We start from the raw sequence: 26,621 nt of genomic DNA on the forward strand, positions 1-26,621 counted from the left end.
CATGAACGGCCGGCCCTGCCAATCGAATTTCCCTGTCACTGAAATCGGCTCTCCCGCGCGTTGACATGATCAAGCTGCCTTCACCCGAACCTCTTCACCGCGCCATCTCGCGCTTCGGCAGCGCCACTGTGCTGGTGGTCGGCGATTTCATCCTCGACCGTTTCGTCAATGGCGTAATCGAGCGCATTTCGCCGGAAGCGCCGATCCCCGTGCTGCACGGGCGCGGCGAAACGCTGGCGATGGGTGGCGCCGGCAATGTCGTCGCCAATATCGTTTCGCTCGGCGCCGCCGCCATACCGGTCTCAGTGATCGGTGCTGACGAGGCCGGCAAGAACCTCATGCGCATGCTCGACGAGTTTGGCGTCGACACCGGCGGGCTGGCGCAGGATGCCGATCGCATGACGTCGTCGAAAAGCCGCTTCAGCGCGCTCAACCAGCAGGTGCTGCGTTTCGACGAAGAGGAAATCAAGCCGCTGGGCGATGCCGAGCGGGCGATGATGGTCGGGCATTTCCGCGACGCGCTGGCGCGCGCCGACATCGTCATCCTGTCCGACTATGGCAAGGGCGTGCTGCTCGACGGCGTCGCCGGCGAGCTGATCTCGATCTGTCGGGAAGCGGGCAAGCCGGTGCTGGTCGATCCGAAGGGCAGCGACTATGCGCGTTATGCCGGCGCGACGGCAATCACGCCCAACCGTAAGGAGCTCGGCGAGGCGGTCGGCCGCGCGGTGTTCGCCGACGACGAGATCGAGGCGGCGGCGCGCCAGCTGATTGCGGCGCACGGTTTCGATTTCGTCGTCGCGACGCGCAGCGAAAAGGGCATGAGCGTCATCGGTGCGGACGACGCCCGGCATATCGCCACGCAGGCGCGCGAAGTGTTCGACGTTTCAGGCGCCGGCGACACGGTGATCGCGACGTTTGCACTGGCGCTTGCTGCAGGGGCGGATCGCGTCATGGCCGGATCGATCGCCAACGCCGCCGGCGGCGTTGTCGTCGGCAAGCGCGGCACGGCGCGGCTGACGATCGAGGAACTCACCGGCGCGCTGTTTCGCTCGCATGGTCCGGTTGCCCACAAGGATGCCATCCTCGATGCCGCCGCCGCCGCGCGGCTGGTGGCGGGCTGGAAGGACGAGGGCTTGAGCGTGGGCTTCACCAATGGCTGTTTCGATATCCTGCATGCCGGCCATGTCAGTCTGTTGCACGCGGCGCGCAGCCTGTGCGACCGGCTGGTGCTCGGCCTCAACAGCGATGCCTCGGTGCGCCGGCTGAAAGGGCCGGGGCGCCCGGTCAACGACCAGCATGACCGGGCCTGCGTGCTGGCAGCACTTGCCTCCGTCGACGCCGTCGTCATCTTCGAGGAGGATACGCCGTTTTCGCTGATCGAGGCGCTGAGCCCCGACATACTGGTCAAGGGCGCCGACTATACGGTCGATCAGGTGGTTGGCGCCGATGTCGTGCAGAAGGCCGGCGGGCGCGTCGTGCTGGTCGACCTCGTCGCCGGCAAGAGCACCACCGGCACCATTGGCAGATTACGCGCCGGAAACTGAGGATTTCATGTCCGAACTGAACGATTACCTGGCCCGCTCGGCGGCCGCCATTTCGGCGATGGTCGAGCGCGACCTGACCAGCGAGATGGAGCGGGCGGTCAGCGCCGTCGTCGCCGCGCTTTCGCAGGGCAAGGCGTTGCTGATCGCCGGCAATGGCGGCTCGGCCAGCGATGCCATCCACATTGCCGGCGAGCTGGTCGGCCGCTTCCTCAGGGAGCGCAAGGCCTACAACGTCATCGCGCTGCCCGCCAATGCGGCGGTGCTGACAGCCTGGGGGAACGACTACGGCTTCGACACGGTGTTTGCGCGCCAGGTCGAGGCGCATGGCTCGGCGGGCGCCGTGCTGCTCGCCATCTCGACCAGCGGCAATTCGCCAAGCATTCTCGCCGCCGCCCAGCAGGCGCGCATGATGGGCATGACGGTCATCAGCCTGACCGGCGACACCGGCGGCAAGCTGAAGCCGCTATCCGACATCCTGCTCAACGTACCCTCGACCTCGACGCCGATCATCCAGCAGGGGCATTTGTGCCTCTACCACCATCTCTGCGAAATGGTCGAAACGCGCCTCTGCGACGCGGGGTGATTGGGTATTCGATTAGGCGCCAGCGCTGAAGCTGCCGATCTCCCCCCTTGTGGGGGAGATGCCCGGCAGGGCAGAGGGGGGCGCTGTCCCGCCGACCTGTCGATGGATTTTCAATCATGCCCTCAGACATGTTATCGGCTGGTCGCAGGTGAACGAGGTTGGCGTTCCTTCACGCCCGCTCTGTCCTGCCGGACATCTCCCCCACGAGGGGGGAGATTGGATGTAGCCTCGGTTTTCGCCAATCTTCAACGCTGAAGACAATTTTGTTCTTGCTTTGTGCCGGCAGCTATGCTATTAATTTGGGTATGGTGATGATTTCCACCAACGACCCGCCCGCCGAGGCGGGTTTTTTGTTTCCGGGTTTTTGTTTCGCAGGCGCTTTGCCTGGTCTCTCAAGCTGAAAGTGCCACCAGCCCTTTGTCCTTGACCCGGCGGATGGTCAGCGCGGTTCGCACCGTATCGACCGAGGCGCTTGGGTCAGAGCACAATTAGTTGGCTTCTGCCAATGTCGCGAAGTTTAGGATTTTTGCGTCATCCAGCGGCGAAAAAGCCGGCCATCTATGATGAGCAGGCTTGCAATGATCGATGTCATCCCCGCGAACTCGAACGGCTCCAGCCTTTCCCCGAGAAACACTGTGCCAAGCAGGATCGCGCTGGCAGGCACCAGAAGCGTCACGAGGGAAGCGTTTGTCGCTCCGGCCGAGGCGATCAGGTTGAAATAGAGGATGAATGCCAGCGCCGTCGTGAAGACCGCAAGAACAGCCACTGCCGCCCATATGGGGACGCTTGACGTCACGATCGCCGCCGGACTGTAGAGAAGGAAAACGATCGGTAACATGACTATGGTGGAGGCAGTGAGTTGGCCGGTCGCCACCACCGATGGCTTCATGTTCTTGAACCGCTTGGCGTAGACGACGCCGAAGCCGTATGAGATGGCCGCCCCGATCACGGCGAGCTTCGCCCAGGCAGGGCCACCAAGATTGGACAGCAGCCCGGGGCCGATCATGATGGCGGCTCCGGCGATTCCGAGCCCCACTCCCGCAAGCTTGGTTGCCGACAATTTCTCATCCGCCGTCAGCAGGTTTGCAATGAGGATCGTCCACAGAGGTGTTGTTGCGTAGAAGATAGAGGCAAGACCCGCACCAATCTCGGTTTGTCCTGTGAAGATCAGAGAGAACGGAATCACGTTGTTGAGCAAAGCCAGGCACAGGAAGGAGCCGGACCTCGCCAGTGCGGGAGCGAACGAAATGCCACATGTCCTCAGCCATAAATGCAGAACCAAGGCGGCGATCGACACCCGATAAAGGACAAGGGCCAGTGGCGGAATCTCGGCTACCGCGATACGCGCGAAGAAGAAGGTGCCGCCCCACAGAAAACCCAGAAGCAGCAACTGCCCCCAGTCGCTTGCCGACATTGAGCGTGTCGGTGCTGTCGTGCTCAACGCTTCGCCTGTCTAATTTCGGAGTGTAAGTGCAGACGATAATACGAATTAAACTGGCGATTATATTGGAAGTTTTGCCTGAATCGACGAGATTTATTAGAATATTAATATTGGAATTAATATTCTAAAGTGTTTTAGAATTCCTATTGTCGAATATCAAAGCTTCCGTTGCTGCGGTCCGGATCAGGCGTGGAACGCCACTAGCCCTTCATCCTTGACCCGGCGGATGGTCAGCGCGGTTCGCACCGTATCGACATTGGCTGCCGAGGCCAGTTCCTCGATGACAAAGGTCTGGAAGGTGCCGAGGTCGCTCGCCACGCAATGCAGCAGGAAGTCGGACTCGCCCGACACCATCCAGGCATCGCGCACGATCGGCCAGCCGCGGGTGCGCTCGGCGAAGGTCTTGAGCTCGGCGTCGGCCTGGTGATGCAGGCCGATCAGGCAGAAGGCGACGACGTCAAGGCCGAGCGCCGGCGCGTTGAGCAAGGCGCGGTAGCCGCGGATGATGCCGGCTTCTTCCAGCCGCCTGACGCGGCGCAGGCATGGCGGCGCCGAAATGCCGACGCGGCTCGACAGTTCGACATTAGTCATGCGCCCGTCCTGCTGAAGCTCGCGCAGGATCTTCCAGTCGATGGCATCGAGATCGGCCTTGATCGGCATGGCGGCTTCCGTGCGGGCTTCCGTGGTGACGCGAAAGATTCTTTCGCGACTTTGTAGTTAAACGACTTTGCTGTCTATTCCATCCGGTGGATCGAGGATTTTCGCATCATCTTGCTACCGGTTGCTTGTCGCCGTCGCCGGTGCGGAAGCTTTCCGGGGACGAACGGCAACTTGCCTTGCTGGCGTCGCAGGCAACACTTACATTACGCGCAACAATCGACGAGAGTTCATGCCACAATCCATGGCTGCTCCCCCGCAGAGGCTTTTCATGATCACCAAGCACGCGCCTGTTCTCATCATCGGCTCCGGCCCTGCCGGCTATACGGCGGCGATCTATGCCGCCCGCGCCATGCTCAAGCCAATGCTGGTCGCCGGCCTGCAGCAGGGCGGGCAACTGATGATCACCACCGATGTCGAAAACTATCCGGGCTTCGCCGACCCGATCCAGGGCCCATGGCTGATGAGCGAAATGCTCAAGCAGGCCGAGCATGTCGGCACCGACATCGTCAACGACATCATCACCGAGGTCGACCTCAATGTGCGGCCGTTCCGCGCCAAGGGCGATTCCGGTACGACCTATACCGCCGACGCGCTGATCATCGCCACCGGCGCGCAGGCGAAGTGGCTGGGCATCCCGAGCGAACACACCTTCATGGGCTTTGGCGTCTCGGCCTGCGCCACCTGCGACGGCTTCTTCTATCGCGGCAAGGATGTCGCGGTGATCGGCGGCGGCAATTCGGCGGTGGAGGAAGCGCTCTATCTCTCCAACCTGGCCAAGAGCGTCACCGTCATCCACAGGCGCAGCGATTTCCGCGCCGAGCGCATCCTGCGCGAGCGGCTGCTGCAGAAGGACAATGTCCGCGTCATCTGGGATACGGTCGTCGACGAGATCACCGGCCGGCCCGGCAAGGCGCCGATGCCGCCTTCGGTCGAAGGGCTGAAGCTGCGCAATGTGGTGACCGGGCAGGAGATGCATCTCGTGGTCGACGGCGTGTTTGTGGCGATCGGCCACGCACCGGCGGTCGAGCTGTTTGCCGGCAAGCTGAAGCAGAAGCCGAACGGTTATCTGTGGACGGCACCGGATTCGACCCGCACCGACATGCCGGGCGTGTTCGCCGCCGGCGACGTGACCGACGATATCTACCGCCAGGCGGTGACGGCGGCCGGGCTTGGCTGCATGGCCGCGCTCGAGGCGGAAAAATATTTGGCGGGGATCGAGGTTCACCGCGAAGCGGCGGAGTGATTGTTGAACAAGCGGCTGAGAAAAGCCGCGCAAAAGCCTGATTTTTCATTCAGACGCCAAAACAGGCGGACGCCAGAAAACAGGACGAGGGGAAATCATGGCGTTGGATTGGGACAAGCTACGCGTGTTTCACGCCGCAGCAGAAGCGGGGTCGTTCACCCATGCCGCGGAAACACTGCATTTGTCGCAATCGGCGATCTCGCGGCAGGTCAGCGCGCTCGAGCATGACGTCGGCGTGCCGCTGTTCAATCGCCACGCCCGCGGCCTGGTGCTGACCGAACAGGGCGAGATGCTGTTCCGCACGGCGCACGACGTGCTGATGAAGCTCGAAACCATCAAGTCGCGGCTGACCGAGACTAAGGACCGGCCCTCCGGCGTGCTCAGGGTGACGACCACGGTCGGCCTCGGCGCCGGCTGGCTGACCGAGCGCGTGCAGGAATTCATCGAGCTCTATCCTGAGGTCAGCCTGCAGCTTATCCTCGCCAATGAGGAGCTCGACCTCACAATGCGCCAGGCCGATTGCGCCATCCGGCTGCGCCAGCCGCAGCAGCCCGACCTCATCCAGCGCCGCCTGTTCACCGTGCATTTCCATCTCTACGCGGCGCCCTCCTATGTGAACAAATACGGCAAGCCGAATTCGATCGCCGAGCTGAAGGCCCATCGCATCGTCACCTTCGGCGTGCCGGTGCCGGCGCATTTGTCGGAACTGAACTGGCTGGAAACGGTCGGCGATTTCGAAGGCGGGCAAAGGGTGCCGACGCTGCAGATCAATGACATCCTGTCGATCAAACGGGCGGTGCAGGGCGGCGCCGGCATCGCCATGCTGCCGGATTACGTGGTCAGCAAGGATTCCGGGCTGGTGCAGTTGCTGCCCGAGACCGAGGTGCCGTCCTTCGACACCTATTTCGCCTATCCCGACGCGATGAAGAACCAGGCGAAGCTGCATGTCTTCCGCGATTTCATCATCGCCAAGGCGCGCAGCTGGTCGTTTTAGTTTCTAGTGCAGCTCGTCGACTTTTCCGAGCAGCGCCGGCGATTGGCGAAAGCTTCGGTGAAAGCGTCATTCTCCCCGTATAGTGACGGGGAGAAGGGGGCCGTATCGCCGGTTTCGCTAATTGTCGGCGTCCAGAAATTACCCGCGCCAAGGCGTCAGGCGGGGCAGCCAACCGGGCACGGCGCAGCGGTAGGCTTCGTATTCGGCGCCGTAGCGGCGGGCAAGCGTCGGTTCCTCATATAGTTTCACGAAGGAGATCAGGGCGGCCGCGGCGATGACTAGATAGGCGGCGACCGCCCAGCTCGAAAACAGCAGTGCCTGGCCGAGGATGATCGACAGCACAGCGACATACATCGGGTTGCGCACATGGCGGTAGATGCCGCCGACCACCAGCCTTTCGGTCGGCGCGACCGGGGCTGGCGTACCCAGGCCCTCCAGGGCAAAACGGGCAAAGGCGTGCAGCAGTATGGCTGTGCCGGCGATAACCAGCAGCCAGCCCACAAGAACGAAACCGGGCAGTCTCGACCAGGGCAGGCGATAGCGGTCGGTCAGCAGCCAAGGCAGCAGTCCGGCGACCACGCCGGGCGCTACAGCAAGGAAGATGACGCTGCCGGCGATCGCCGAAGCGGGCCGCATGGAGGTCTCCTTACCTAGAGCCTGTTCCATCCCGATGAAATCGGGATGGGCTCTATCTTCCTGTTCGACCGGGATCATGCTCTAAGGCGCGCCCTTGAACGGTTTCCTGCAACGCTCCTCAGGTCTTGTCCTTATTCATGCATCACAAACCGCTGCACCCTCGGGTCAAGTCCGAGGCGGGATTTTAGGCAACATGCACCAGCAAGGTCTGGCTGCCGAAAAAACAAACGCGTGCTGCACGATTCCACGTCATCCTGTGTTTTTCGACTTTCGGAGCAAGAATCGCTGCTGATTCGCGGCTGCAGATCGATTTTTGCCTTGCCGCACGCCGCATTTCAGCGATTCAACTGGTCCTATTGCGCTTCGGGACGGATTAGACCACAGCCGGCGCCTTTTTGCATGTGTGTGTTGCAAAATAGATGCTTGTTTCTTGGGCATGAAGAGCACATATATAGATCATCTCCTGAGCGCGTTCTCCTCCCATTAGCGCTCTCGAGTGTTCCCCTCTGGAGGTTAGCCTTAACAGGCACTTCCAATCAAACTCAGCCGGGTCTTCATTGATCCGGCTTTTTTGTTGCCCGAAACCAACACATCGCCAGAAAATTGGCCGGAACGGTCGCGTAACAGTGACATGTAACCTCGGGTAACATGCCGCGGGCGCGCCAAATCGATTAAGCAGAACATAGGACGCGGTGTGGCTCGTCCGGGGGATGGGGGCATCACTCGGACGACCGGGCTCAGGCAGCTACCGCGTCCGAACCTTCTTCCGCCGCCACGCATCGGCGGCAAGCATGCGGCGGACCTGCCGTTTCGCCTCCCACGAAGACGGTCCGCAACGACACGGCGCCCGGATGATCCGGGCGCCGTTTCCTTGTGTGCTTCCTTGTGTTCTGGCCGCAAGCTGCCGTTTCAGGCGGCCTTGCCGTTGGCGTTCAGCGCTTCGTCGGCCAGCCGGCCGGTGAGTTCGGCCATGTGGTCGAAGACGGCCCGGTAGCTGGCGACACCCGCAGTGGCCGAGCGCAGCTCGATGATGAGGTCGCCGATCTCGGCCTGCGGCATGGTCGCCTCAACAACGTCCCATCCGGGCCAATCAGGCCGCGCGTCATAGCCGAGGATCTGGCCGCGCCGCTGCGGGATCAGTGCGATGATCTTCGACGTCGCGTCGGACGGCGTGACGATCTCGACCTTCATCACCGGTTCGAGCAGCACCGGCGAGCACGCGGCCATGCCTTCCTTCATCGCCAGCTTCGCCGCCATCTGGAAGGCCATATCGGAGGAATCGACCGCATGGTAGGAGCCGTCGGAAAGGTTGACGGCAACATCGACGACCGGGAAGCCGAGCGGCCCGGATTTCAGGTAATCGCGCACGCCGGTCTCGACCGACTGGATGTAGGTCTTCGGCACGACGCCGCCGGTGATCGTATCGGTGAACTGGAAGCCTGACCCGCGCGGCAGCGGTTTGATCTCGATCACCACGTCGCCGAACTGGCCGTGGCCACCCGATTGTTTCTTGTGGCGGCCCCGCTGCTGCGTCGCTTTGCGGATCGTCTCGCGGTAGGGCACGGCCGGCACATGGCCTTCGACCGGGATCTGGTTCTTGCCTTCCAGCCGCTCGCGCACGACGCGCAGATGCATCTCGCCATGGCCGGACAGCACGGTTTCGGCCGAATCCTGGTTGTGATGCAGGTTGAGCGAGGGATCTTCCTCGGCCAGGCGCTGGATGGCCGCCGACATCTTGACCTCGTCCTTGCGCTCTTTCGGCCGCAGCGCGAAGGCGAAGACCGGTTGCGGCGGCGCCAGCGTGACCAGCGGCTTGATGCCGCCCTTGGTCGAGCTCAGCGTCTGGCCGGTCCTGACGGCGTCGAGCTTGCCGAGCGCGACCGTGTCGCCGGCCTTGGCCGAAGTCAGCTTGATCTGGTCCTTGCCGAGCATCTTGTAGATGCCGGAGACCTTTGCCGTTTCGCCATTGGAAAGGAACAGCTCGGCGGCGTCGGCGACCTGGCCGGACAGGATGCGCGACACCGATAGCTTGCCGCCATGCGCGGTGTGGACGGTCTTCATCACCTGGACCACGGTGGCGTTGCCATCGGGCGCGCCGAGACGCTGGCGCGTCGCCTCGATGTCGGGTGCGTCGTGACGGATTGTCTTCAACAGGCGCAGCACGCCATTGCCCTTCTCGGCGGTGCCGATCAGCACCGGCGTCACTATGCCGTCGCGCAGGTCGGCGGCAAGATCGTCGAAGATGGCATCCTTTGGCGGTTCGATCTCGTCCAGCAATTGCTCCATCAGCCGGTCGTCATGGTCGGCGAGCGTCTCCAGCATGGAAAAGCGCGCCTCGAGCTCGCGCGCCTTGTCGTCGCTCGGGATCTGCGCGACCTCGCTCTCGGCATATTCGCGGTAGATGTAGGCTCGCTCCAGAGCAAGATCGATCGAGCCGATGACGACGCCGTCCTTGCGCAGCGGGATCTGGCGCAGCAGCAGAGGCACCGAGCTTGCAGGCTGGAGCATCTTCAGCGTGTCGCGCACGCCTGCTATCGCCTTGTCGACCTTGTTCAGGAACAGGATGCGCGGCACGCCGAGATCATCGAGCTTGCGCATGATCAGCTGCAGGGCAGGAATCTTCTTCTCGTCGGCTTCGGCGACGACCACGGCGACGTCGCAGGCGGCCAGCACCGGCTCGGCTTCGAAGGAGAATTCGATGGAACCGGGACAATCGACGAAGGTGAACGGCTCGCCCATGAATTCGGTGGTAGCGAAGGTCGCCTCGACGCTCATCGCATGGGCACGCGCCTCGGGCGAATGATCGGAAACGGTATTTCCCGACGAAGCGGGATTCTGGCGGGGAATGGCGCCTGTACGGGCGAGTATGGCTTCGAGAAGTGTCGTCTTACCGCTTGCGAAGGGACCGACTATGGCAATGCATTTCGGTCCCGTGCGTCGTCCTCCGGCGCGAGTACCCATGGCTGACCTCCACTCAGGCGTTTCCCTGTGAGCGGCGGCCGGCCTGTCGGCCGTCGCGGGCGAGGCTTTTTTCAATTTGCCACCTACCCAAAGGGCATCGTCCCACGGGCAGGCCGGGAGGGCAAGGGATTTGAAGTTGAAGGGATTTGAAGTTGACGTTCGGGTTCAGCCGGTGCCGGCTAGGCGCGACGCCAGCGGGGTTGCGTCCACGCGCTGCACTGCCACCGTCTCGGCAAAGCGCGCGAGCAGCGGATTGAACAGGTCCGCACGTTCCCAGAAAGGCGCATGCCCGGCGCCGGGGACGATTTGGCAATGCTCCCACAGCGAGCCGTAGGCGAGCGTCTCAAAATAGCCGAGCCGGACGAACGGATCGTTCTCGCCATTGACTATGGCGACCGGAAATGCGGCTTGCTCGACCACCTGTCGCTGGTCGGCGCCCTTGCCTGTGAGCATGCCGCGCGTCACCGCGGCGCGCAGCCGGCCGTCGGTGCGCAGGATGGTTTTGCGGAAGGACGGGTCGGCGGTGTCGCCGAAGCAGAGCGTTTCGAAGCGCTCGGCATCGCGTTCGGAATACGTCTTTTTGGACGCCAGCAGCATGTCCCAATGCGCATGGAAGCCGCGCAGCATGCCGAAAGGGCCCTTGGATACCGGCGGCGCGCCGGTTAGCATCAGCCCGCCGACGGCGCGGTGGAAACTCGCGAGCTCGATTGCCACGTGCCCGCCAAGCGACCAGCCGAAGACGACGGCGCGGCCGATCCCCAAGGCATCGAGGAGCTGAGCCGCCGACTGGGCAAGGCCGGCGATGGTGTAGTCCGTCGCCGGATCGCGGGCGTCAGACGATTCGCCATGGCCGGGCAGGTCGAAAGCAATCAATCGATGGGCAGCGGCCAACGGGCTGTCGAACTGGCGGGCGAATACGGCGCGCGAACTGCCCGAGCCGTGGATCAGGACAAGCGGGATGCCTGGTCCCGACGACTGGCTGAGGCGCAAATCCGCTTGCGGCGTGCGGATCGTGCGGTGGGAAACGGCCATAGCTGGTTGGACCTTCGGATTGTCTCGAGGTCAACATCGCATGCCGAGGTCACCATGTTGTTTAGAACGGTGGTTAAGAAATGATTTCTCGGTTTCTGCCGAGTATGATGCAGCGAATCCACCACAGCTAACCCCGGGACCCTGATGATGGAATCCACACTCGACCTTCTCCTCTCGATCAGCAGCATCGCCACGCTCGGCCAATATGCCTGGTCGATGCGCGCGCATTTCCAGTCATCGAGCATGTCTCAAGGCGCCATGATCATTTCGGCCGTCGTGGTCGGCACGGCGCTGTTCTTTCTTGCACTGCTGTGGATCGAGCGGCAGCCGGTTGCAGCGAAGATCGTCGGGCTCGCCATCGAACTGGCAAGCTCGGCGCTTTTCTGGTGGGCGATCTCGGTCTCACGCAAGGCGCGGCTGCGTTTCGCGTTCGATCCGGACAATCCCGACAGCCTGGTGACCGAAGGCCCTTATCTCCATGTCCGCCATCCGTTCTACACGTCCTACATCATCTTCTGGATCGGATGGGGCATCGCGACCTGGTCGGTGTGGGCGGTGGTGCCGGTCGCCGGCATCGTTACGATCTATGTGATCGCGGCCTTGGACGAAGAGCGAAAATTTTCGCGGACAAGGCTGGCCGATGCCTACAACGCCTACCGCACGCGCACCGGCCTGTTCTGGCCTCGCCTTGCCCGTAGCCGGGCAGGACATGCAGCCGGCATCGGACGAAAGTGGTAGGGTCTAAGTCCGCACACCGAGGAATCAAATCGAGGATTGCGACGATGAAGATCATTGCCTGCGGCAGCGTGCCGACGATCGTTGCGCCGGAGACATATTTCACCGGCCGGGTTTTGCAGACGCCGATCATCGAGAAAGAGGCGCCGGCGCGGCTCAGGGCCACGCTGGTCAGCTTCGAGCCCGGCGCCCGCACCCACTGGCACACGCATCCGCTCGGCCAGACGCTCTATGTCACGTCCGGTGCCGGCCTCGCGCAAAGCTGGGGCGGGCCGATCCAGGAGATCAGGGCCGGCGACGTCGTCTCCTTTGCGGCCGGCGAAAAGCACTGGCACGGCGCCGCGGCCAAATCGGCGATGACCCACATCGCCATGCAGGAGGCGCTCGACGGCTTGCATGTCGACTGGCTGGAGAAGGTCAGCGACGAGCAGTATGGCGGCTGAAACGTCTCAGGCCAGCGAGGCAGTAAAGCGCTGGATGCGCGTGCAGGCCTCTTCGAGCAGTGTCTCCGATGTGGCGTAGGAGATGCGGAAGTTCGGGCCGAGGCCAAAGGCCGAGCCGAAAACAACCGCCACGCCCTCGGCCTCGAGCAGTTCCGAGCAGAAGGTTTCGTCGCTGTCGATCACCTTGCCGCTCTTGGTCTTCTTGCCGATCAGCTGGGCACAGGAGGGATAGACGTAGAAAGCACCCTCCGGCGACGGGCAGGTGATGCCGCGCGCCTGGTTGAGCATCGAGACGACGAGATCGCGCCGGCCCTGGAAGATCGCCTTGTTCTTCGGGATGAAATCCTGCGGGCCGTTCAGCGCTTCGACCGCCGCCCATTGGGCGATGGTGCAGGCGCCGGAGGTCTGCTGGCCCTGGATCATGTCCATCGCCTTGATCAGCGGCACCGGGCCTGCCGCATAGCCGATGCGCCAGCCGGTCATGGCATAGGCCTTCGACACGCCGTTCATGGTCAGCGTGCGCTCATAAAGCTTAGGCTCGACCTCGGCGATCGTCTTGAAGACGAAGTCGCCATAGGTCAGATGCTCGTACATGTCGTCGGTCAGCACCCAGACATGCGGGTGCTTCAACAGCACGTCGGCCAGGCTCTTGAGCTCCGCTTCGGTATAGGCGGCGCCCGAGGGGTTGGACGGCGAGTTCATCAACAGCCATTTGGTGCGCGGCGTGATCGCCTTCTCCAGCACGGCCGCCGTCAGCTTGAAGCCGTTGTCGATCGAGGTCTCGACAAAGGCCGAGGTGCCGCCGCAGATCGCTACCATTTCGGGATAGCTCACCCAATAGGGCCGCGGGATGATCACCTCGTCGCCGGGGTTCAGTGTCGCCATGAAGGCGTTGAACAGGATCTGCTTGCCGCCGGTGCCGACGATGGTCTGCTCCGTCCGGTAGTCGAGATTGTTCTCACGCTTGAACTTTTTCGCGATTGCTTCGCGCAGCGGCACGATGCCGGAGACCGGCGGGTACTTCGTCTCGCCGCGGCGGATCGCCTCGATTGCGGCGTTCTTGATGTTGTCGGGGGTGTCGAAGTCCGGTTCGCCGGCGCCCAGCCCGATCACGTCCCGGCCGGCGTTTTTCAGCTCGCGCGCTTTCTGCGTCACCGCGATGGTCGCGGAAGGCTTTACGCGGGAAAGGGCGTCGGCAAGAAAGGCCATGAGAGATATCTCCAGAAAGCACCGGCGCGGCGAAGGCGCCGCGGCGCCTCTCATGTCGCATCATCTGGTCAAGCGCAAGCCCCGGCGCAAGCCCAGCGCAGGCATTGTCGAATGAGCCAACGCGCAATGCTGGCAACAATAAATTCATCAACGATCGGTAAAAGCTTGAACGGCAGGACCGTGGCCGGTCTGCCAGTCTCGTACAGCGAGGAACCGTGACGCGCAGCATCGAGCTTGCCCATATCATCCGCCATGATGACGGCACCGCCAGCGGTGTCTGGGGGCTCTATACGCTGCAAAGCGCTTTCCAGCCGATCTTCGCCTTCAACAAGGGCAAGCTTTCCGTCGTCGCCTTCGAAGGGCTGATCCGGCCGTTCCGCGACGGCGAGCCGCAGCAGCCGATGAGTTTCTTCAACAGCTGTCCGGCGGTCGACCGCCTGCATATCGAGGCGCTGACACGGACGCTGCACCTTCTGAACGCCGGCGCCTGCCTGCCGCGAGACGCCTCGATCTTCATCAATTTCGATCCGTCGGTGTTCACCGACCGCGGCATCGCCGACAAGGCGCTGCGCGACATGCGGCTGGTGCTGCACGAGGCCGACATCGATCCGCGCCGCGTCGTCTGCGAGGTCACCGAGCAGAAATCGGCGTCGCAGGAAACGCTCTACAATTTCGTCGAGGCGCTCAGGGGCAACGGTTTGCGCATTGCAGTCGACGATTACGGCGCCGACGAATCCGACATCAATCGTATCAAGGAACTCAGACCCGACATCGTCAAGTTCGATGCCGACTGGATCATGACGCTGATGGAATCCGGTGCCGGCTTCGCCTTGCTGACCGCCATGGTGACCAGCTTCGAAGAGCAAGGCATCCGTACGGTATTCGAGGGCATCGAGACGGGCTGGCAGCTCGAGCTTGCCGAAAAGTCGGGCGCCTCGATGGTGCAGGGCTACGTGCTGGCGCGCCCTGAGCTCGCGCCGACCAGCTTCCGCGTCTTCGACACGAGCGGGCAGGCGGCCGCGGTGTCGGCCGATGCGGAGAAGGTGCCTGCGGCGGTTCCGCCATCGCGACGGCCGATGCGGCCCTTTGGCCGCAGGGTGGCATCGTGACCGGGCAAGCCGACATGCGGCGCAAGGTCGGAGAGGCGATCTTTGCCGACGAGGTCGGCATCGAATATGGCGTCTACGGCGCATTCCGGCTGAGGAGCGCCTACCAGCCGGTCTTCGCGTCGCGCGGCAGATTTCTCGCCGCCGTCGCGGTCGAGGGACTGATCGAGCCGCATCGTGCCGGCAGGCCGGTGGCGCCGCAAATGTTCTTCGAAGGCGTGCCGGCAGCGGATCGGCTATTTGTCGAAACCATATGTCGGGTGCTGCATTTGCGCAACTTCCGCAACATCGGCGTCGACGGGCTCGACCTGTTCTTCAACTACAATCCGCTGATCAACGATGACCCCGCACGGGCGCTGGCCGAAATCAGGCTGATGACCAGGCATCTGGCGGATTTCGGCCTGCATCCCGGCATGCTGGTCTGCGAGATCACCGAGCAGGCTGCCGGCGACAAGGTGCTTGTCAGCCTGGCGCGCGAGATGCGGCGCGACGGCGTCCGTATCGCCATCGACGATTTCGGCACCGGGCATTCGACGGAAGAAAGGGTCGCGCTGGTGCAGCCCGACATCGTCAAGATCGACGGCACCTGGTTCGCCGAATTCTGCCGCCATGCCGCCGCCGAGCGGTTTTTCCGGCCGTTGGTTTCGACGCTGCACGACCGTGGCGCCAAGGTGCTGGTCGAAGGCATCGAGAACGCCACGCATCTGCGCGTCGCGCTGGATGGCGGCGTCGACCTGCTGCAGGGTTTTTACCTCGCCCGACCGGCGCTGGCCGGCACGCTGTTCGACGAGGAGCCGCTGTCGATCGACGGGCTGCTTGGCAGGGATAGCAACGTCATTCCCTTGTTCGGCTAGGATATGTCGAGATTCAAGTGATGCCGGCCTGCGAACGGCGGTTTCCTGCGCTTCCGGTGCTCACGTACCCAAAGTACGCTCCGCTCCGGTTCTCGGAACCCACCAGTCTGGTCGCTTCGCGCCCGTCTTCGACTCCGGCTCGGCCTGACTTGAATTTCGATATATCCTGAAATGCATCAGCGGCGCTGATGGTTACGCCAAAACAAATCACTGGATGAAGCCGCCGCTGCCGCGATAGAGGCTGGATCAAGCCCGGAGACGGGTGGTTGCGAGCAAGGGGGAGCACCGATGATACTCTATGGAATGATCGACAGCGGCAATTGCTACAAGCCGCGCCTGTTGATGGCCAAGCTCGGCATCGCTTTCACCAATGTCGAGGTCAGCTCGCACACCGGCGACACGCGCAAACCCGACTATGTCGCGAAAAACCCGAACGCCATGGTGCCGCTGCTCGAACTCGACGACGGCCGCCGGCTGGCCGAATCCAATGCCATCCTGCTCTACCTCGCCGAAGGCACGCGGTTCCTGCCGGCGGACAGATACGAACGCGCGCTGGCCTATCAGTGGCTGTTCTTCGAGCAATACAGCCACGAGCCCTATATCGCCGTGCGCAGAGCGCTGCTGACCTTCCCTGAAAGAGCCAAGGACGCGACGCCCGAGCGGCTGGCGCTGACGCTGGAGCGCGGCAACAAGGCGCTCGGCGTCATGGATAAGCACCTAGCCGGGAGCAGCTTCTTCGCCGGCAGTGCGCTCAGCGTCGCCGACATTGCGCTCTATGCCTATACGCATACGACCGAGACGGGCGGCTTTCAGCTCGACGCCTATCCGGCGGTCGCCGCCTGGCTGCAACGGGTCGAGGCCGACCCGGGGCATGTGCCGCTGGAGTGGTTGCCTTAGTTCTGTGCTCACGCTTGTCGCCGCTTCGCGGCTCGCTCCGGACGTCGCGCTTGTGGCTTCGGCCCGTGGCGTGAATGGTCGCGCGGCTATTTCAGCAGGCGATCATATTCGGAATGGGTGCCTATCCAGAACCAGACCACGTCATCGTGGTCGCGAACAGCTACGGCGCGGTAATTGACATCAACCCGCGCCGACCAACAGCGCCCGACCTGTTTGAAAAGCAACGACGGGTGGAACGGCCCAGAATTCAGTTTGGCGAAACGTCTGTTCGCCTTTGCTTTGATCAACGAGGGCAGTTTTGCGTAAGCCTCCCAAAACGAGGGAGTGGCAAAATGCTTCACAGCGGCCGAGTCCGGCCGGCCCGATGATCAGCCAAGGCCTGCTCGGCAAGCCTGTCCAGCCTGCCGGCCTTGGCGTCGGCTTCGAACTGACGGTCCCACATGTCGGCCTGCAGCGCCTCGAACCATGCGGCAAACGCCTTGAGCTCTTCGGGGTTTAGTTCGGCGACGGATTTCTCAATCTGTTCAAGCTTGCTCATGGGTTGATGATACCATGACCGGGGTAAAAACACCACAAAGTGGTCCCATAGGACCAAGGCGGTGGTTCATCGGAATCCAGACAGCAAAAAGGCGGGACAAAATCCCGCCTTCCCATGCTTGGTAGCCTGATCGGGAGCGTTTTGGCCGGGCCGGCAGCAATCTGCTGCGTCGACTTGTCGGGGTCTTTCGCTCCGGCGCGCTTCTCGCGCGACCGCCAGTACATCCGTGACTTGCCGCGCGCCCCGGGCTATCGCCCGGCGCGCACCATTCGCAAAATCAGGCTGCCTTGCTCAGAGATCCAGCGGACGACTTGCCAGTGCGGCGGTCCTGCTCGATCTCGAAGTTGATCTTCTGGCCTTCGACCAGGGTCGACAGTCCAGCGCGCTCGACTGCGGAGATGTGAACGAAAACGTCCGCGCCGCCGCTGTCAGGCTGGATGAAGCCAAAACCCTTGGTGGAATTAAACCACTTGACCGTACCTGTTGCCATTTCGATAGTCCTTTACGTTTGCTTTAGTTTGACTGGACCGAAACCCAGCCGGTTTGTATCGAGATTTTGGAGATAGAACGTCAGCAAACGCGAATATCGCGAGGCCCGGATCGATCGGCCGAAATATCAATGGACCGCATATAATATGCTTCCGCACAAAAAACAAGACGGGGCGGAAAATGGCGCCGCGGCAACGCTGCCCAACGGCCGCCCCAATCGCGTGAGAGCGTCGTCGTTGCGCGCCTGACGCGAGAGGATCGCGCCGGCTTCAGGCGCGACCGGGTTTGGGGAGAGGGCCATGAAAATCGTTCTACTTGCCGCTTGCCTGACGCTGGTGGCCGCCGAGGCGCAGGCGGTCTCGCGCTACGACCCGACGCGCATGAGCTGCGGCAAGGTGCAGGCGACGATCGCGCGCGAGGGTGCGGTCATCCTGCGCTACAGATCGGCGCGCGTGCCGGGGCTGGCGCTCTACGACCGCTATGTGCGGAGCCAGCAATTCTGCGACATCGGCGAGGTCAGGGCGCGGGCCTCGGTGCCGAGCGCCGATACGAATTCCTGCACCGTCTACAAGTGCAAGCGGGTGGAGATCGACCGGCGTTTCCGCCGGCGCCTGCTTCCGGATTAGGGGCGGTTGACGTCCCAGGGTGCCGGCATCACCTGAATATCGACATACCTAAAACCCGAACGACACCTGCGCGGGCGGCGGCGGGCCAACCCGCACGCCTTCCATGGCCAACATCTTTTCCTTGGTGGCCGAGCCGCCGGGCGCGGAAAATCCGCCGATCTTGCCACCGGCGGCAAGGATGCGATGGCAAGGGATGACCAGCGGCACTGGGTTGGCGCCGAGCGCCGCGCCCGTCTCACGCGCGAGCCCGGCATGGCCAGCGCGTTTGGCCAGTTCGCCATAGGTGGTGGTTTCGCCGAAGGCGAGCTTTCGCGCCGCGTCATAAATCGCCAGGCGGAACTCGTCGACGCCGCTGAGATCGACCGGCACACCGGAGAAATCGACGTCCTCGCCGGCGGCATAGGCCTTGATCGACGCGATCAGTTCGGCAACCCATTGCGGCTCGGGCTTCGCTGCCTGGTCGGCGGCGGCATGGCGCAGCAACCGGCGCTCGACCGCGTCGCGATTGCGCTGCGGCAGGCAGAGCCGGGTCAGCCCGGCCTCGCTCCAGGCGATGCCCATGAAGCCGAGCACGGTTTCGAAGACCGCGTGGCCGGCGGTAGCATGAGAGGCATTCATGGCGTGCTCCTTTCCGGAATCCTTCGAAGTACAAATCCAGAACAATATCGCATTTCCCGGCCCGGCTCGCCACCCGAAAACCACCATCTACCGCGGATTGCAGGGGGAAAGATGCTGGTGTAAGGACTTTCTTAACACCCGACGAACCGGACCCGAGCGCCGCTTGCCAGCAAAATTCCTCTTTCCCGTCCTTGCGGCGGTGTTGGCCGTGGCCGCTCTCAGCGGTTGCACCTCGACTTCGCCGGTGACCCCGGCGCCCGCCTTCATGGAAAATACGGCCAACACCGATGCCGGCTTCACGCTGGCGCTGCCCGACACGGTTTCGGTGCTGCCGGAACCGTCCGACCTCGCCCAGACGGCAGCGCTGCCGGTCGAGCCGGCCGCCGCCTTTGCCGGGCCGACGCCGCTGGCGGCTTCTGCGCCCGCCGTCATGACCGCCAATGCCCAGCCAGCCATCGCAACGGCCGCTGTCGCCATGCCGGTCACCGAACAGACCGCCGCCATGCCCGGCGTTCAGCCGGTTTCCTACACCGTGCCGCAGAACCCGGCCGCTCTGGCCGCGACCGACCTGGCAGAGGGCCAGTCGAACGCCGGCGGCCGCAGCGAGATCGAGCGGCTGATCGAGAAATATTCCGCGCTTTACCAGGTACCGGTCGATCTGGTGCGCAGCGTCGTCAACCGCGAGAGCACCTTCAACCCGAAAGCCTACAATCGCGGCCATTGGGGGCTGATGCAGATCAAGCACGCGACGGCGCGCGGCATGGGTTATGATGGACCGGCAAGCGGCCTGTTCGACGCCGAGACTAATTTGAAATATGCGGTGAAATATCTGCGTGGCGCCTGGCTAGTCTCAGGCGGCAACCCCAAGCGCGCCGACCGGCTCTACCAGAGCGGCTATTACTACGACGCCAAGCGCAAGGGGATGCTGGGCGAAACCGGACTCGGCAGCGACCGCCTGCGCCGCCGCATGCAGCCCGATGCCTGAGCCGCGTCCGCCGGCGCCAAACGAAATAAGACTGCGCAAGATCCTCGACGACACGCTTCTGGCGCCGCGCTGGCCGGAAGGTTTCTTCATGCGCGCCTTCGAAGCCGCCGATGCACTCGCTTTGCATACGCTGTTGACCGCGGTGTTCGACGACGGCGCCGACGGGCCGTTCGACGAATGGTGGCCGCGCATTTCGGGCGACGCGGAATTCGACCCGGCTTTGTGTTTCCTGGTCATCGATCGCAAGGGCCGGCTGGCGGGTGCCGCGCTCTGCTGGACGCGGGCTTTCGTCAAGGATCTTGCCGTCCATCCCGAGGCGCGCGGCAAGGGCATTGCCGAGGCGCTAATGCGGCACGCCTTCGCGGTGTTTCAGGCAAGGGGCGCGACGCATGTCGACCTCAAGACCAACACGGTGGAGAACGCGGCTGCGGTGCGGCTTTATGAGCGGCTGGGGATGGTCGAGGTGGACTGGGCGGGTGAGAGGTCGGGGCAAGCGCCTTGGTAAGTGCGGCGATGTTCAGCAGAGGCTCCGACGCTCGAAGGTAACGGCATGGATCCTAGGGTCTCCGCGACGTCGCTTCGCTCCTGCTCCGCCCTAGGATGACGAAGGTACAGTGCATAAGGCCAATCGCGGACGTTGGAGATTGGCTGGAAACCTCCCCTCGCTTCGTCATCCTAGGGCGGAGCGAACGCGGAGCGCAGACCCTAGGATCCATGCCGTTACCATGGCTGTGGAGCGCAGCGCCCAAAAGGCCCTCATGTGATTTGACGCTGCGGCGCGCTGACCTACCCTCTAATGCCGGAACCGAGGAGACGAGCGATGCAGTCACCTTTCAACCGGAGCGTCGCGCTGGCCGCGGCGGTGATCCTTGTCGCCGCCACCGCAGCCTATGCCCATCATGGCTGGTCGTGGACGCAGGACGGGTTTTTCGAACTCAAGGGCCGGATCACGGCCATCTATATCGGCAACCCGCACGCCACGCTGGATGTCGACGCCGAGGGCGCGGTCTGGCGGGTGGAGATGGCTCCGCCCTCCCGCACGATCGCTGCCGGCTTCACGGAAGGTGTTGCCAAGGTCAGCGACGAGGTGACGGCGATCGGCCATCGCTCGCGCGACGAGAGCGAAAAGCGCATGAAGGCAGTCCGCATCATCGTCGGCGGCAAGACCTATGATGTCTATCCCGACCGCGTGCCGCCGGCCTGAATGGACGGGTTTTTCGCCGGCATCGAGCAACTCGCTTTGGTGCGGGGGCTGAAGGCCTCCTTCGTCGCCTACCCCATAATCAATGCGCTGCACATCATGTCGATCGGCGCGTTGCTGACCAGCGTCTGGCTGATCGACCTCAGGATTCTGGGCGCCTTCCGGTCGCTGCCGCAGGCGGCGTTCGTGGCGCTGCTGCGCCGCACCGCATTGGGCGCGTTCGGCGGTGCGCTTGTCACGGGCTCGCTGCTGTTTTCGGTCAGGGCGAGCGAGTATGCGGCGATGCCGATTTTCCTCACCAAGATGACACTCATCCTCCTCGCCGGCGCCAATTTCCTCGTCTTCATGCGCCGCGCAAAAGGCGGTGACGAGCCGGCTGGTGGGGGCACGGCCGTGCTGGCTGTGCTTTCGCTGATGCTGTGGACGTCTGTGCTTTTCGCCGGGCGGTTTATTGGGTTTCTCGGCTGAGGCGAGCGAGGCGCTGGCGTTCGCAACGTGCGAGATGGTTCGTGGCTCGAAACGCAGACCGAGGCGTGGCTGAAAGGCGCTGAAACATTGCCTCGAAGCGGCCGGCACCTCGTTGGAAAACATAGTCATGGTGCGCATCTACGCCGTCAATTCCGGCTTCTACAAACCATCAACCGCGTCTATGCGAAGTATTTTTCGACGAACTCGCCGGCGCGGAGTTTTGTGCCGGTGGCCTCGTGGCCGATGGAGTTTGATATCCAGATCGAGTGCGTGGCGGTGGCGTGAAGCGTCAACTTCTGCCCTTCCAGGATAATTTCCGCTTGTCTTTAAAGTAAAGTCGTCCCCAAATCCATCTGGGGATAGGGAGGGCGAGTCATGAACAAGCTGCCGAAAAAATTCGTCGCTTCAGCTTGTCGAAAATGAAGTGATCAAACGCGACACAATTGACGGCGACAAGGCGAAGGAAGCTGTAACTAGGATGCGCAAGGCTGCAAGCAAGTTGGAGAGAACAAAGAACAAAATCGTGAAGGAAGCCGTCGTCGATGTTGTGGATTAGCCTACTAAAGTACCAGACATTTTTATGGATCAGGCTGCCGCTGGCGATGTTCGTCGCTTTTATGGCTTTGCCTCAACCCGCCACTGCAAAATGCGCCGATATTCCCATGGCAGTGGTCGGTCCTATGACCGGCGATTGGGCGTACGACGGTGAGGAGATGCGGCGGGGCGCTCAACTTGCAGTAGACGACATTAATGCCAAGGGCGGGGTACGAGGATGCAAGATAGTACTCACCGTGCTCGATGATCAGTATACACCAGCCACCGCGATAGCCCTCGCCAAGAGATTGGCAAAAGAGGGGGTTCGCTTTGTTATCGGCCATTTCAACTCAGGCAGTTCTGTCCCTGCCGCGATGATCTATGCCAAGAACAACACTTTGATGGTCAGCCCCGCGTCGACAAATCCCGCTCTTACCGAATTCAAACTTTGGAATGTCATTCGCACGGTCGGTCGTGACGATGTTCAGGGGATGTTTGCCGGCGAGTATATGGCCGATCATTTCTCAGCACAAAATCTTGCCATCGTTAGCGATGGTACGCCCTATGGTGATGGCTTAGCGAACAAGGCAAGAAAAGCGCTGCGAGCAAAGGGGCATCCTGAAAAGCTGGCCAAAAAGATCAAACCCGGCCAAGGCGATTTTGCAGACCTCATCAGCAAACTTAAATCGATGAAGATCGAAGTTCTCTTCTTCGCGGGGCTTGCCGACGATTTTGGTCCGCTCGTTCGCCAAACCAAGGAAGCTGGGCTGAAGGTTCAGTTCATCTCCGGAGATGGAGCTCTAGTTCACGATCTGCCCGGGAAAGCGGGCCCCGCATTGGAAGGCGTGCTAATAGCATTTTCGCTCGAGGACCGGAGCAATCCTGCCGCAGCCGACGTTGTCGCGCGCTTTCGTTCTCAAGGATTCGAGCCGGCAGACTACACGCTGAAGTCCTATGCGGCAGTCCAAGTGGCGGCCAAGGGTATCGAAATGGCAGGTGGTCAGGCGCCAAGGGCTGTTGCGGCTTCTATAAAATCCGGCCAGCCAATTCCGACCGTGTTGGGGAACCTGACCTTCGACGCGAAGGGAGATCGAAATCAGCGTGACGTAACAATGTACGTCTGGAAAAGGCGGGGAGACGGCACACTCATGATGGATTTCCAATCCCCATAGCTTACGCAAAATACTCCTGCAGCGGCCGCACTTCCAAACTCCCCGCCCGCAGCGCCGCAATCGCCTCCGCCACCGCAGCTGCACCCGACAGCGTCGTGTAGTACGGCACTTTCTGCATCAGCGTTGCGCGGCGCAGCGATTTCGAATCCGATACCGCCTTCTGGCCGTCCGTGGTGTTGAAGACGATTTGCACCTGGCGGTTGCGGATGGCGTCCTCGATGTGCGGGCGGCCTTCCAGAACCTTGTTGATTTTCTCGGCGGCGACGCCGTTTTCGGCGAGGAAGCGGGCGGTGCCAGAGGTGGCGAGCACCTTGAAGCCCTGGCCGGCGAGCCGCTTGACCGCCGGCAGGATGCCTTTCTTGTCCTCGTCGCGCACCGAGACGAACAGCGTGCCGGAGCGCGGCAGGTCGACGCCGGCGCCTAGCTGGCTCTTGGCGAAGGCCAGTGCGAAGTCGCGGTCGAGGCCCATGACCTCGCCGGTCGAGCGCATTTCCGGGCCGAGCAATATGTCGACGCCGGGAAAGCGGGCAAAGGGGAATACCGCTTCCTTGACCGCGATGTGGCCGGGATTGCGTGGGTCGGGCATGGCGCCGTAATGGGCGAAGGCGTCTTCCAGGCTTTCGCCGGCCATGATGCGGGCAGCAATCTTCGCGATAGGCCGCCCGATAGTCTTGGCGACGAAGGGCACGGTGCGCGATGCCCGCGGATTGACCTCCAGCACATAGACGGTGCCGTCCTTGATCGCGTACTGCACGTTCATCAGCCCGCCGACATTGAGCGCGCGGGCAAGGGCTGCCGTCTGGCGCTCCAGCTCGTCGACGAGCTCCGAGGGCAGCGAATGCACCGGCAGCGAGCAGGCGCTGTCACCGGAATGGATGCCGGCCTCCTCGATGTGCTCCAATATGCCGGAGACGTAGGTCGCCTTGCCGTCGCAGAGGCAATCGACGTCGACCTCGATGGCGCCTGAGAGATAGGTATCGAACAAAAGCGGGTTCTTGCCGAGCAGCGTGTTGATCTGGCCGGTCTTGTCGTTGGGGTATTTCTGCTTGATGTCCTCCGGCACCAGGCCGGGCACGGTGTCGAGCAGATAGGATTGCAGCATGCTCTCGTCGTGGATGATCTGCATGGCGCGGCCGCCGAGCACGTAGGACGGGCGCACCACCAGCGGGAAGCCGAGCTCGCCGGCGACGAGGCGGGCCTGCTCGACCGAATAGGCGATGCCGTTCTTCGGCTGGCTGAGGCCGAGCTTGTGCAGCAGCTTCTGGAAGCGGTCGCGGTCCTCGGCGAGATCGATCATGTCGGGCGAGGTGCCGAGGATCGGGATGCCGGCCTTCTCAAGCGCGTCGGCGAGCTTCAGCGGCGTCTGGCCGCCGAACTGGACGATGACGCCGACCAGTTCGCCGGCCGCCTGCTCGGCGCGCAGGATTTCCAAAACGTCCTCCGGCGTCAGCGGCTCGAAATAGAGCCGGTCGGAAGTGTCGTAGTCGGTCGAGACGGTCTCCGGGTTGCAGTTGATCATGATCGCCTCGAAGCCGGCGTCACGCAGCGCAAACGCCGCATGGCAGCAGCAATAGTCGAACTCGATGCCCTGGCCGATGCGGTTGGGGCCGCCGCCGAGGATGACGACCTTTTTGCGCGACGAGACCTGCGCCTCATTGGCGAGCGCGCCGGCGAACGGCGTCTCATAGGTCGAATACATGTAAGCGGTGGGCGAGGCGAACTCGGCCGCGCAGGTGTCGATGCGCTTGTAAACCGGATGCACGTCGAGTTTTTCGCGAATCTTCTGGATTTCTTCGACGTCTTTCCTGACCAGGGACGCGAGGCGGGCATCGGAAAAACCCATCGCCTTCAACATGCGCAGATTGGCGGCGTCCTCGGGAATGCCGTGCTCGCGGATGCGCGCTTCCATATCGAGAATGCCGGCGATCTGTTCGAGGAACCACGGGTCGATCTTGCACATTGCGTGCACGTCTTCCAGCGAGGTGCCCATGCGGATCGCTTGCGCCACCATGCGCAGCCGGTCCGGCGTCGGCGTGCCCAAAGCGGCGCGAATGGCGTTGCGGTCGTCGACGTGGCTGGCGGCCGTGCTGCCATGGCCGATGCCGGGGATCTCGATTTCGTCCAGACCGGTCAGGCCGGTCTCCAGCCCGCGCAGCGCTTTCTGCAGCGATTCCTGGAAAGTGCGGCCGATGGCCATGACCTCGCCGACCGACTTCATCGAGGTGGTCAGCACCGGCTCGGCGCCGGGGAATTTCTCGAAGGCAAAGCGCGGGATTTTGGTGACGACATAGTCAATGCTCGGCTCGAACGAGGCCGGCGTCGCGCCGCCGGTGATGTCGTTCTCCAGCTCATCCAGCGTGTAGCCGACGGCGAGCTTGGCGGCGATCTTGGCGATCGGGAAGCCTGTCGCCTTGGAGGCCAGCGCAGACGAGCGCGAGACGCGCGGGTTCATCTCGATGACCACCAGACGGCCGTCGGCCGGGTTGACGGCGAACTGCACGTTGGAGCCGCCGGTCTCGACGCCGATCTCGCGCAGCACCGCGATCGAGGCGTTGCGCATCATCTGGTATTCTTTGTCGGTCAGCGTCAGGGCCGGGGCGACGGTGATCGAATCGCCGGTATGGACGCCCATCGGGTCGATGTTCTCGATCGAGCAGATGATGATGCAGTTGTCAGCCTTGTCGCGGACAACCTCCATCTCATACTCCTTCCAGCCGAGCACGCTCTCCTCGATCAGCACTTCGGTGGTCGGCGAGGCGTCAAGGCCGGACTGGACGATCTCGTAGAATTCGGCGCGGTTGTAGGCGATGCCGCCGCCGGTGCCGCCCATGGTGAAGGACGGGCGGATGATGGCGGGCAGGCCGACATGGTCGAGCGCTTGTGCTGCGATCGCCATGCCGTGGCTGATGTAGCGCTGCTTGCGGTCGCCCTCGCCGAGGTTCCAGCGCGTTTCCAGCGCGTCGAGTGCGGCGTCAAGATTTTCGGGCTTCTCGGCCTTCAGTGCGGCGCGCTCGGCTTCATGCGTCTTGCGGTCGGCGTTCTTGACGTCGGTGGCGTTGGCCAGCATCGACTTCGGCGTTTCCAGGCCGATCTTGTTCATCGCCTCGCGAAACAGCGCGCGGTCCTCGGCCTTGTCGATGGCGTGCGCGTCGGCGCCGATCATCTCGACATTGTAGCGATCGAGCACACCCATGCGGCGCAGCGACAAAGCGGTGTTGAGCGCGGTCTGGCCGCCCATGGTCGGCAGCAGCGCGTCGGGCCGCTCCTTGGCGATGATCTTGGCGACAACTTCCGGCGTGATCGGCTCGATATAGGTGGCATCGGCCAGCTCCGGATCGGTCATGATGGTGGCCGGATTGGAGTTGACCAGGATGACGCGAAAGCCCTCTTCCTTCAGTGCCTTGCAGGCCTGGGTGCCGGAATAGTCGAACTCGCAGGCCTGGCCGATGACGATGGGGCCGGCCCCGATGATCAGGATCGACTTGATGTCGGTGCGTCTTGGCATGTCGAGGTCCGTTCGGCGGGCGGCTTGCACGAAAAGCCGGACGGGATGACCCGGCCGGTTGTGCTCGCGATTCTGGTATCAGGCTAGGAGGGCCTTATAGGGAAGAGTTTTGCCGGATGTAACCCCCTAAAATGCGGGTAGGGCAGT

Annotated in this window: 27 protein-coding genes and 1 pseudogene; 17 read left to right on the forward strand and 11 right to left on the reverse strand. The window is 62.8% G+C overall.

The features are described 5' to 3' along the window. Nucleotides 1-65: 65 nt before the first annotated feature. Together rfaE1 and NKI50_RS04585 are read left to right on the forward strand one after the other, a co-directional pair. Complete coding sequence (rfaE1, locus tag NKI50_RS04580) at nucleotides 66-1,544, forward strand: D-glycero-beta-D-manno-heptose-7-phosphate kinase (RefSeq protein ID WP_352715524.1); 1,479 nt, start codon at nucleotides 66-68, stop codon at nucleotides 1,542-1,544. Nucleotides 1,545-1,551: 7 nt separating this feature from the next. Then, nucleotides 1,552-2,127 carry a D-sedoheptulose-7-phosphate isomerase gene (locus NKI50_RS04585; RefSeq protein ID WP_023678348.1) on the forward strand — a complete coding sequence of 192 codons (576 nt, stop codon included), beginning with the start codon at nucleotides 1,552-1,554 and terminating at the stop codon, nucleotides 2,125-2,127. Nucleotides 2,128-2,644: 517 nt separating this feature from the next. On the opposite strand, the gene NKI50_RS04590 is transcribed toward NKI50_RS04585, so the two are convergent. Continuing rightward, nucleotides 2,645-3,541: a DMT family transporter gene (locus NKI50_RS04590; protein ID WP_352494919.1), complete on the reverse strand. Its 897-nt coding sequence runs from the start codon at nucleotides 3,539-3,541 to the stop codon at nucleotides 2,645-2,647. Between the two features lie 210 nt (nucleotides 3,542-3,751). Next, nucleotides 3,752-4,228, reverse strand: coding sequence for an Lrp/AsnC family transcriptional regulator (locus NKI50_RS04595; protein ID WP_352494920.1), 477 nt, complete (start codon nucleotides 4,226-4,228; stop codon nucleotides 3,752-3,754). A gap of 268 nt (nucleotides 4,229-4,496) precedes the next feature. Between NKI50_RS04595 and trxB the strand changes: the two genes are divergently transcribed. Continuing rightward, nucleotides 4,497-5,471: a thioredoxin-disulfide reductase gene (gene trxB, locus NKI50_RS04600; RefSeq protein ID WP_023719101.1), complete on the forward strand. Its 975-nt coding sequence runs from the start codon at nucleotides 4,497-4,499 to the stop codon at nucleotides 5,469-5,471. A gap of 97 nt (nucleotides 5,472-5,568) precedes the next feature. Then, a complete protein-coding gene (locus NKI50_RS04605) occupies nucleotides 5,569-6,465 on the forward strand; it encodes a LysR family transcriptional regulator (RefSeq protein ID WP_023719100.1) in 897 nt (298 codons plus the stop codon). 138 nt (nucleotides 6,466-6,603) lie between these two features. Here NKI50_RS04605 and NKI50_RS04610 read toward each other — a convergent pair whose 3' ends face one another. From NKI50_RS04610 to NKI50_RS04620, 3 genes are all read right to left on the reverse strand, one after another. Beyond that, nucleotides 6,604-7,101: a methyltransferase family protein gene (locus NKI50_RS04610; protein ID WP_352592445.1), complete on the reverse strand. Its 498-nt coding sequence runs from the start codon at nucleotides 7,099-7,101 to the stop codon at nucleotides 6,604-6,606. Between the two features lie 909 nt (nucleotides 7,102-8,010). Next, nucleotides 8,011-10,062, reverse strand: coding sequence for an elongation factor G (locus tag NKI50_RS04615; RefSeq protein WP_352639958.1), 2,052 nt, complete (start codon nucleotides 10,060-10,062; stop codon nucleotides 8,011-8,013). 165 nt (nucleotides 10,063-10,227) lie between these two features. Continuing rightward, nucleotides 10,228-11,094: an alpha/beta fold hydrolase gene (locus tag NKI50_RS04620; protein ID WP_023719380.1), complete on the reverse strand. Its 867-nt coding sequence runs from the start codon at nucleotides 11,092-11,094 to the stop codon at nucleotides 10,228-10,230. Nucleotides 11,095-11,238: 144 nt separating this feature from the next. On the opposite strand from NKI50_RS04620, the gene NKI50_RS04625 reads away from it, so the two are divergent. Both NKI50_RS04625 and NKI50_RS04630 read left to right on the forward strand, forming a co-directional pair. After that, nucleotides 11,239-11,832 carry a methyltransferase family protein gene (locus tag NKI50_RS04625; RefSeq protein ID WP_245278596.1) on the forward strand — a complete coding sequence of 198 codons (594 nt, stop codon included), beginning with the start codon at nucleotides 11,239-11,241 and terminating at the stop codon, nucleotides 11,830-11,832. 44 nt (nucleotides 11,833-11,876) lie between these two features. Next, nucleotides 11,877-12,272, forward strand: a complete 396-nt coding sequence (locus tag NKI50_RS04630; RefSeq protein ID WP_023719378.1) for a (R)-mandelonitrile lyase — start codon at nucleotides 11,877-11,879, stop codon at nucleotides 12,270-12,272. A gap of 6 nt (nucleotides 12,273-12,278) precedes the next feature. Here the strand turns inward: NKI50_RS04630 and NKI50_RS04635 are convergent, their stop codons facing one another. Beyond that, on the reverse strand, nucleotides 12,279-13,481 hold the full coding sequence (locus tag NKI50_RS04635) for a pyridoxal phosphate-dependent aminotransferase (protein WP_023719377.1): 1,203 nt from the start codon (nucleotides 13,479-13,481) through the stop codon (nucleotides 12,279-12,281). A 215-nt stretch (nucleotides 13,482-13,696) separates the two neighbouring features. Between NKI50_RS04635 and NKI50_RS04640 the strand changes: the two genes are divergently transcribed. From NKI50_RS04640 to NKI50_RS04650, 3 genes are all read left to right on the forward strand, one after another. Continuing rightward, the gene (locus tag NKI50_RS04640) at nucleotides 13,697-14,590 is read left to right on the forward strand and encodes an EAL domain-containing protein (RefSeq protein WP_023719375.1); all 894 of its coding nucleotides are present in this window, start codon (nucleotides 13,697-13,699) and stop codon (nucleotides 14,588-14,590) included. Then, nucleotides 14,587-15,441, forward strand: coding sequence for an EAL domain-containing protein (locus NKI50_RS04645; RefSeq protein WP_023719374.1), 855 nt, complete (start codon nucleotides 14,587-14,589; stop codon nucleotides 15,439-15,441). Before NKI50_RS04640 ends, NKI50_RS04645 begins: the two co-directional genes overlap by 4 nt. A 288-nt stretch (nucleotides 15,442-15,729) precedes the next feature. After that, complete coding sequence (locus NKI50_RS04650) at nucleotides 15,730-16,338, forward strand: glutathione S-transferase family protein (RefSeq protein ID WP_023719373.1); 609 nt, start codon at nucleotides 15,730-15,732, stop codon at nucleotides 16,336-16,338. A gap of 86 nt (nucleotides 16,339-16,424) precedes the next feature. Here NKI50_RS04650 and NKI50_RS04655 read toward each other — a convergent pair whose 3' ends face one another. The 3 genes from NKI50_RS04655 to NKI50_RS04665 form a co-directional block, all read right to left on the reverse strand. Continuing rightward, nucleotides 16,425-16,679, reverse strand: a complete 255-nt coding sequence (locus tag NKI50_RS04655) for a type II toxin-antitoxin system RelE family toxin (protein ID WP_023719372.1) — start codon at nucleotides 16,677-16,679, stop codon at nucleotides 16,425-16,427. Next, entirely contained in the window at nucleotides 16,676-16,876 is a 201-nt protein-coding gene (locus NKI50_RS04660) for a hypothetical protein (RefSeq protein WP_023719371.1), read from the reverse strand. Before NKI50_RS04660 ends, NKI50_RS04655 begins: the two co-directional genes overlap by 4 nt. Nucleotides 16,877-17,153: 277 nt before the next feature. After that, on the reverse strand, nucleotides 17,154-17,366 hold the full coding sequence (locus NKI50_RS04665) for a cold-shock protein (protein ID WP_023678332.1): 213 nt from the start codon (nucleotides 17,364-17,366) through the stop codon (nucleotides 17,154-17,156). 298 nt (nucleotides 17,367-17,664) lie between these two features. On the opposite strand from NKI50_RS04665, the gene NKI50_RS04670 reads away from it, so the two are divergent. Further along, nucleotides 17,665-17,991 carry a hypothetical protein gene (locus NKI50_RS04670; protein ID WP_023719370.1) on the forward strand — a complete coding sequence of 109 codons (327 nt, stop codon included), beginning with the start codon at nucleotides 17,665-17,667 and terminating at the stop codon, nucleotides 17,989-17,991. Nucleotides 17,992-18,039: 48 nt separating this feature from the next. On the opposite strand, the gene NKI50_RS04675 is transcribed toward NKI50_RS04670, so the two are convergent. Continuing rightward, a complete protein-coding gene (locus NKI50_RS04675; RefSeq protein ID WP_352639957.1) occupies nucleotides 18,040-18,609 on the reverse strand; it encodes a methylated-DNA--[protein]-cysteine S-methyltransferase in 570 nt (189 codons plus the stop codon). 208 nt (nucleotides 18,610-18,817) lie between these two features. Here NKI50_RS04675 and NKI50_RS04680 point away from each other — a divergent pair, with 208 nt between their 5' ends. From NKI50_RS04680 to NKI50_RS04705, 7 genes and pseudogenes are all read left to right on the forward strand, one after another. Further along, nucleotides 18,818-19,594: a transglycosylase SLT domain-containing protein gene (locus NKI50_RS04680; protein ID WP_352715530.1), complete on the forward strand. Its 777-nt coding sequence runs from the start codon at nucleotides 18,818-18,820 to the stop codon at nucleotides 19,592-19,594. Continuing rightward, entirely contained in the window at nucleotides 19,587-20,099 is a 513-nt protein-coding gene (locus NKI50_RS04685) for a GNAT family N-acetyltransferase (protein WP_352639955.1), read from the forward strand. The genes NKI50_RS04680 and NKI50_RS04685 overlap by 8 nt, the downstream gene beginning before the upstream one ends. Before the next feature lie 315 nt (nucleotides 20,100-20,414). Continuing rightward, complete coding sequence (locus NKI50_RS04690) at nucleotides 20,415-20,798, forward strand: DUF6152 family protein (protein ID WP_352483163.1); 384 nt, start codon at nucleotides 20,415-20,417, stop codon at nucleotides 20,796-20,798. Then, nucleotides 20,799-21,263 carry a hypothetical protein gene (locus NKI50_RS04695; RefSeq protein ID WP_352483164.1) on the forward strand — a complete coding sequence of 155 codons (465 nt, stop codon included), beginning with the start codon at nucleotides 20,799-20,801 and terminating at the stop codon, nucleotides 21,261-21,263. Nucleotides 21,264-21,308: 45 nt separating this feature from the next. Beyond that, a pseudogene (locus NKI50_RS30515) lies at nucleotides 21,309-21,548 on the forward strand (Rid family hydrolase); the annotation flags it as partial. Between the two features lie 139 nt (nucleotides 21,549-21,687). Then, nucleotides 21,688-21,819 (forward strand): hypothetical protein, encoded by a 132-nt coding sequence (locus NKI50_RS04700; RefSeq protein WP_302897169.1) that lies wholly within the window; start codon nucleotides 21,688-21,690, stop codon nucleotides 21,817-21,819. Continuing rightward, on the forward strand, nucleotides 21,806-22,969 hold the full coding sequence (locus NKI50_RS04705) for a branched-chain amino acid ABC transporter substrate-binding protein (RefSeq protein WP_352639954.1): 1,164 nt from the start codon (nucleotides 21,806-21,808) through the stop codon (nucleotides 22,967-22,969). The genes NKI50_RS04700 and NKI50_RS04705 overlap by 14 nt, the downstream gene beginning before the upstream one ends. A gap of 1 nt (nucleotide 22,970) precedes the next feature. Here the strand turns inward: NKI50_RS04705 and carB are convergent, their stop codons facing one another. Beyond that, nucleotides 22,971-26,474, reverse strand: a complete 3,504-nt coding sequence (gene carB, locus NKI50_RS04710) for a carbamoyl-phosphate synthase large subunit (protein ID WP_352639953.1) — start codon at nucleotides 26,472-26,474, stop codon at nucleotides 22,971-22,973. Nucleotides 26,475-26,621 lie beyond the last annotated feature (147 nt).

The sequence above is a fragment of the Mesorhizobium sp. M0563 genome (genome assembly GCF_040321065.1).
Taxonomy (GTDB): Bacteria; Pseudomonadota; Alphaproteobacteria; order Rhizobiales; family Rhizobiaceae; genus Mesorhizobium.

Coding starts and splice junctions, on each gene's coding strand:
- rfaE1 (WP_352715524.1), top strand. CDS start 66: ATGATCAAGCTGCCTTCACCCGAACCTCTTCACCGCGCCATCTCGCGC.
- NKI50_RS04585 (WP_023678348.1), top strand. CDS start 1,552: ATGTCCGAACTGAACGATTACCTGGCCCGCTCGGCGGCCGCCATTTCG.
- NKI50_RS04590 (WP_352494919.1), bottom strand. CDS start 3,541: ATGTCGGCAAGCGACTGGGGGCAGTTGCTGCTTCTGGGTTTTCTGTGG.
- NKI50_RS04595 (WP_352494920.1), bottom strand. CDS start 4,228: ATGCCGATCAAGGCCGATCTCGATGCCATCGACTGGAAGATCCTGCGC.
- trxB (WP_023719101.1), top strand. CDS start 4,497: ATGATCACCAAGCACGCGCCTGTTCTCATCATCGGCTCCGGCCCTGCC.
- NKI50_RS04605 (WP_023719100.1), top strand. CDS start 5,569: ATGGCGTTGGATTGGGACAAGCTACGCGTGTTTCACGCCGCAGCAGAA.
- NKI50_RS04610 (WP_352592445.1), bottom strand. CDS start 7,101: ATGCGGCCCGCTTCGGCGATCGCCGGCAGCGTCATCTTCCTTGCTGTA.
- NKI50_RS04615 (WP_352639958.1), bottom strand. CDS start 10,062: ATGGGTACTCGCGCCGGAGGACGACGCACGGGACCGAAATGCATTGCC.
- NKI50_RS04620 (WP_023719380.1), bottom strand. CDS start 11,094: ATGGCCGTTTCCCACCGCACGATCCGCACGCCGCAAGCGGATTTGCGC.
- NKI50_RS04625 (WP_245278596.1), top strand. CDS start 11,239: ATGATGGAATCCACACTCGACCTTCTCCTCTCGATCAGCAGCATCGCC.
- NKI50_RS04630 (WP_023719378.1), top strand. CDS start 11,877: ATGAAGATCATTGCCTGCGGCAGCGTGCCGACGATCGTTGCGCCGGAG.
- NKI50_RS04635 (WP_023719377.1), bottom strand. CDS start 13,481: ATGGCCTTTCTTGCCGACGCCCTTTCCCGCGTAAAGCCTTCCGCGACC.
- NKI50_RS04650 (WP_023719373.1), top strand. CDS start 15,730: ATGATACTCTATGGAATGATCGACAGCGGCAATTGCTACAAGCCGCGC.
- NKI50_RS04660 (WP_023719371.1), bottom strand. CDS start 16,876: ATGAGCAAGCTTGAACAGATTGAGAAATCCGTCGCCGAACTAAACCCC.
- NKI50_RS04665 (WP_023678332.1), bottom strand. CDS start 17,366: ATGGCAACAGGTACGGTCAAGTGGTTTAATTCCACCAAGGGTTTTGGC.
- NKI50_RS04670 (WP_023719370.1), top strand. CDS start 17,665: ATGAAAATCGTTCTACTTGCCGCTTGCCTGACGCTGGTGGCCGCCGAG.
- NKI50_RS04675 (WP_352639957.1), bottom strand. CDS start 18,609: ATGAATGCCTCTCATGCTACCGCCGGCCACGCGGTCTTCGAAACCGTG.
- NKI50_RS04685 (WP_352639955.1), top strand. CDS start 19,587: ATGCCTGAGCCGCGTCCGCCGGCGCCAAACGAAATAAGACTGCGCAAG.
- NKI50_RS04690 (WP_352483163.1), top strand. CDS start 20,415: ATGCAGTCACCTTTCAACCGGAGCGTCGCGCTGGCCGCGGCGGTGATC.
- NKI50_RS04695 (WP_352483164.1), top strand. CDS start 20,799: ATGGACGGGTTTTTCGCCGGCATCGAGCAACTCGCTTTGGTGCGGGGG.
- NKI50_RS04705 (WP_352639954.1), top strand. CDS start 21,806: ATGTTGTGGATTAGCCTACTAAAGTACCAGACATTTTTATGGATCAGG.
- carB (WP_352639953.1), bottom strand. CDS start 26,474: ATGCCAAGACGCACCGACATCAAGTCGATCCTGATCATCGGGGCCGGC.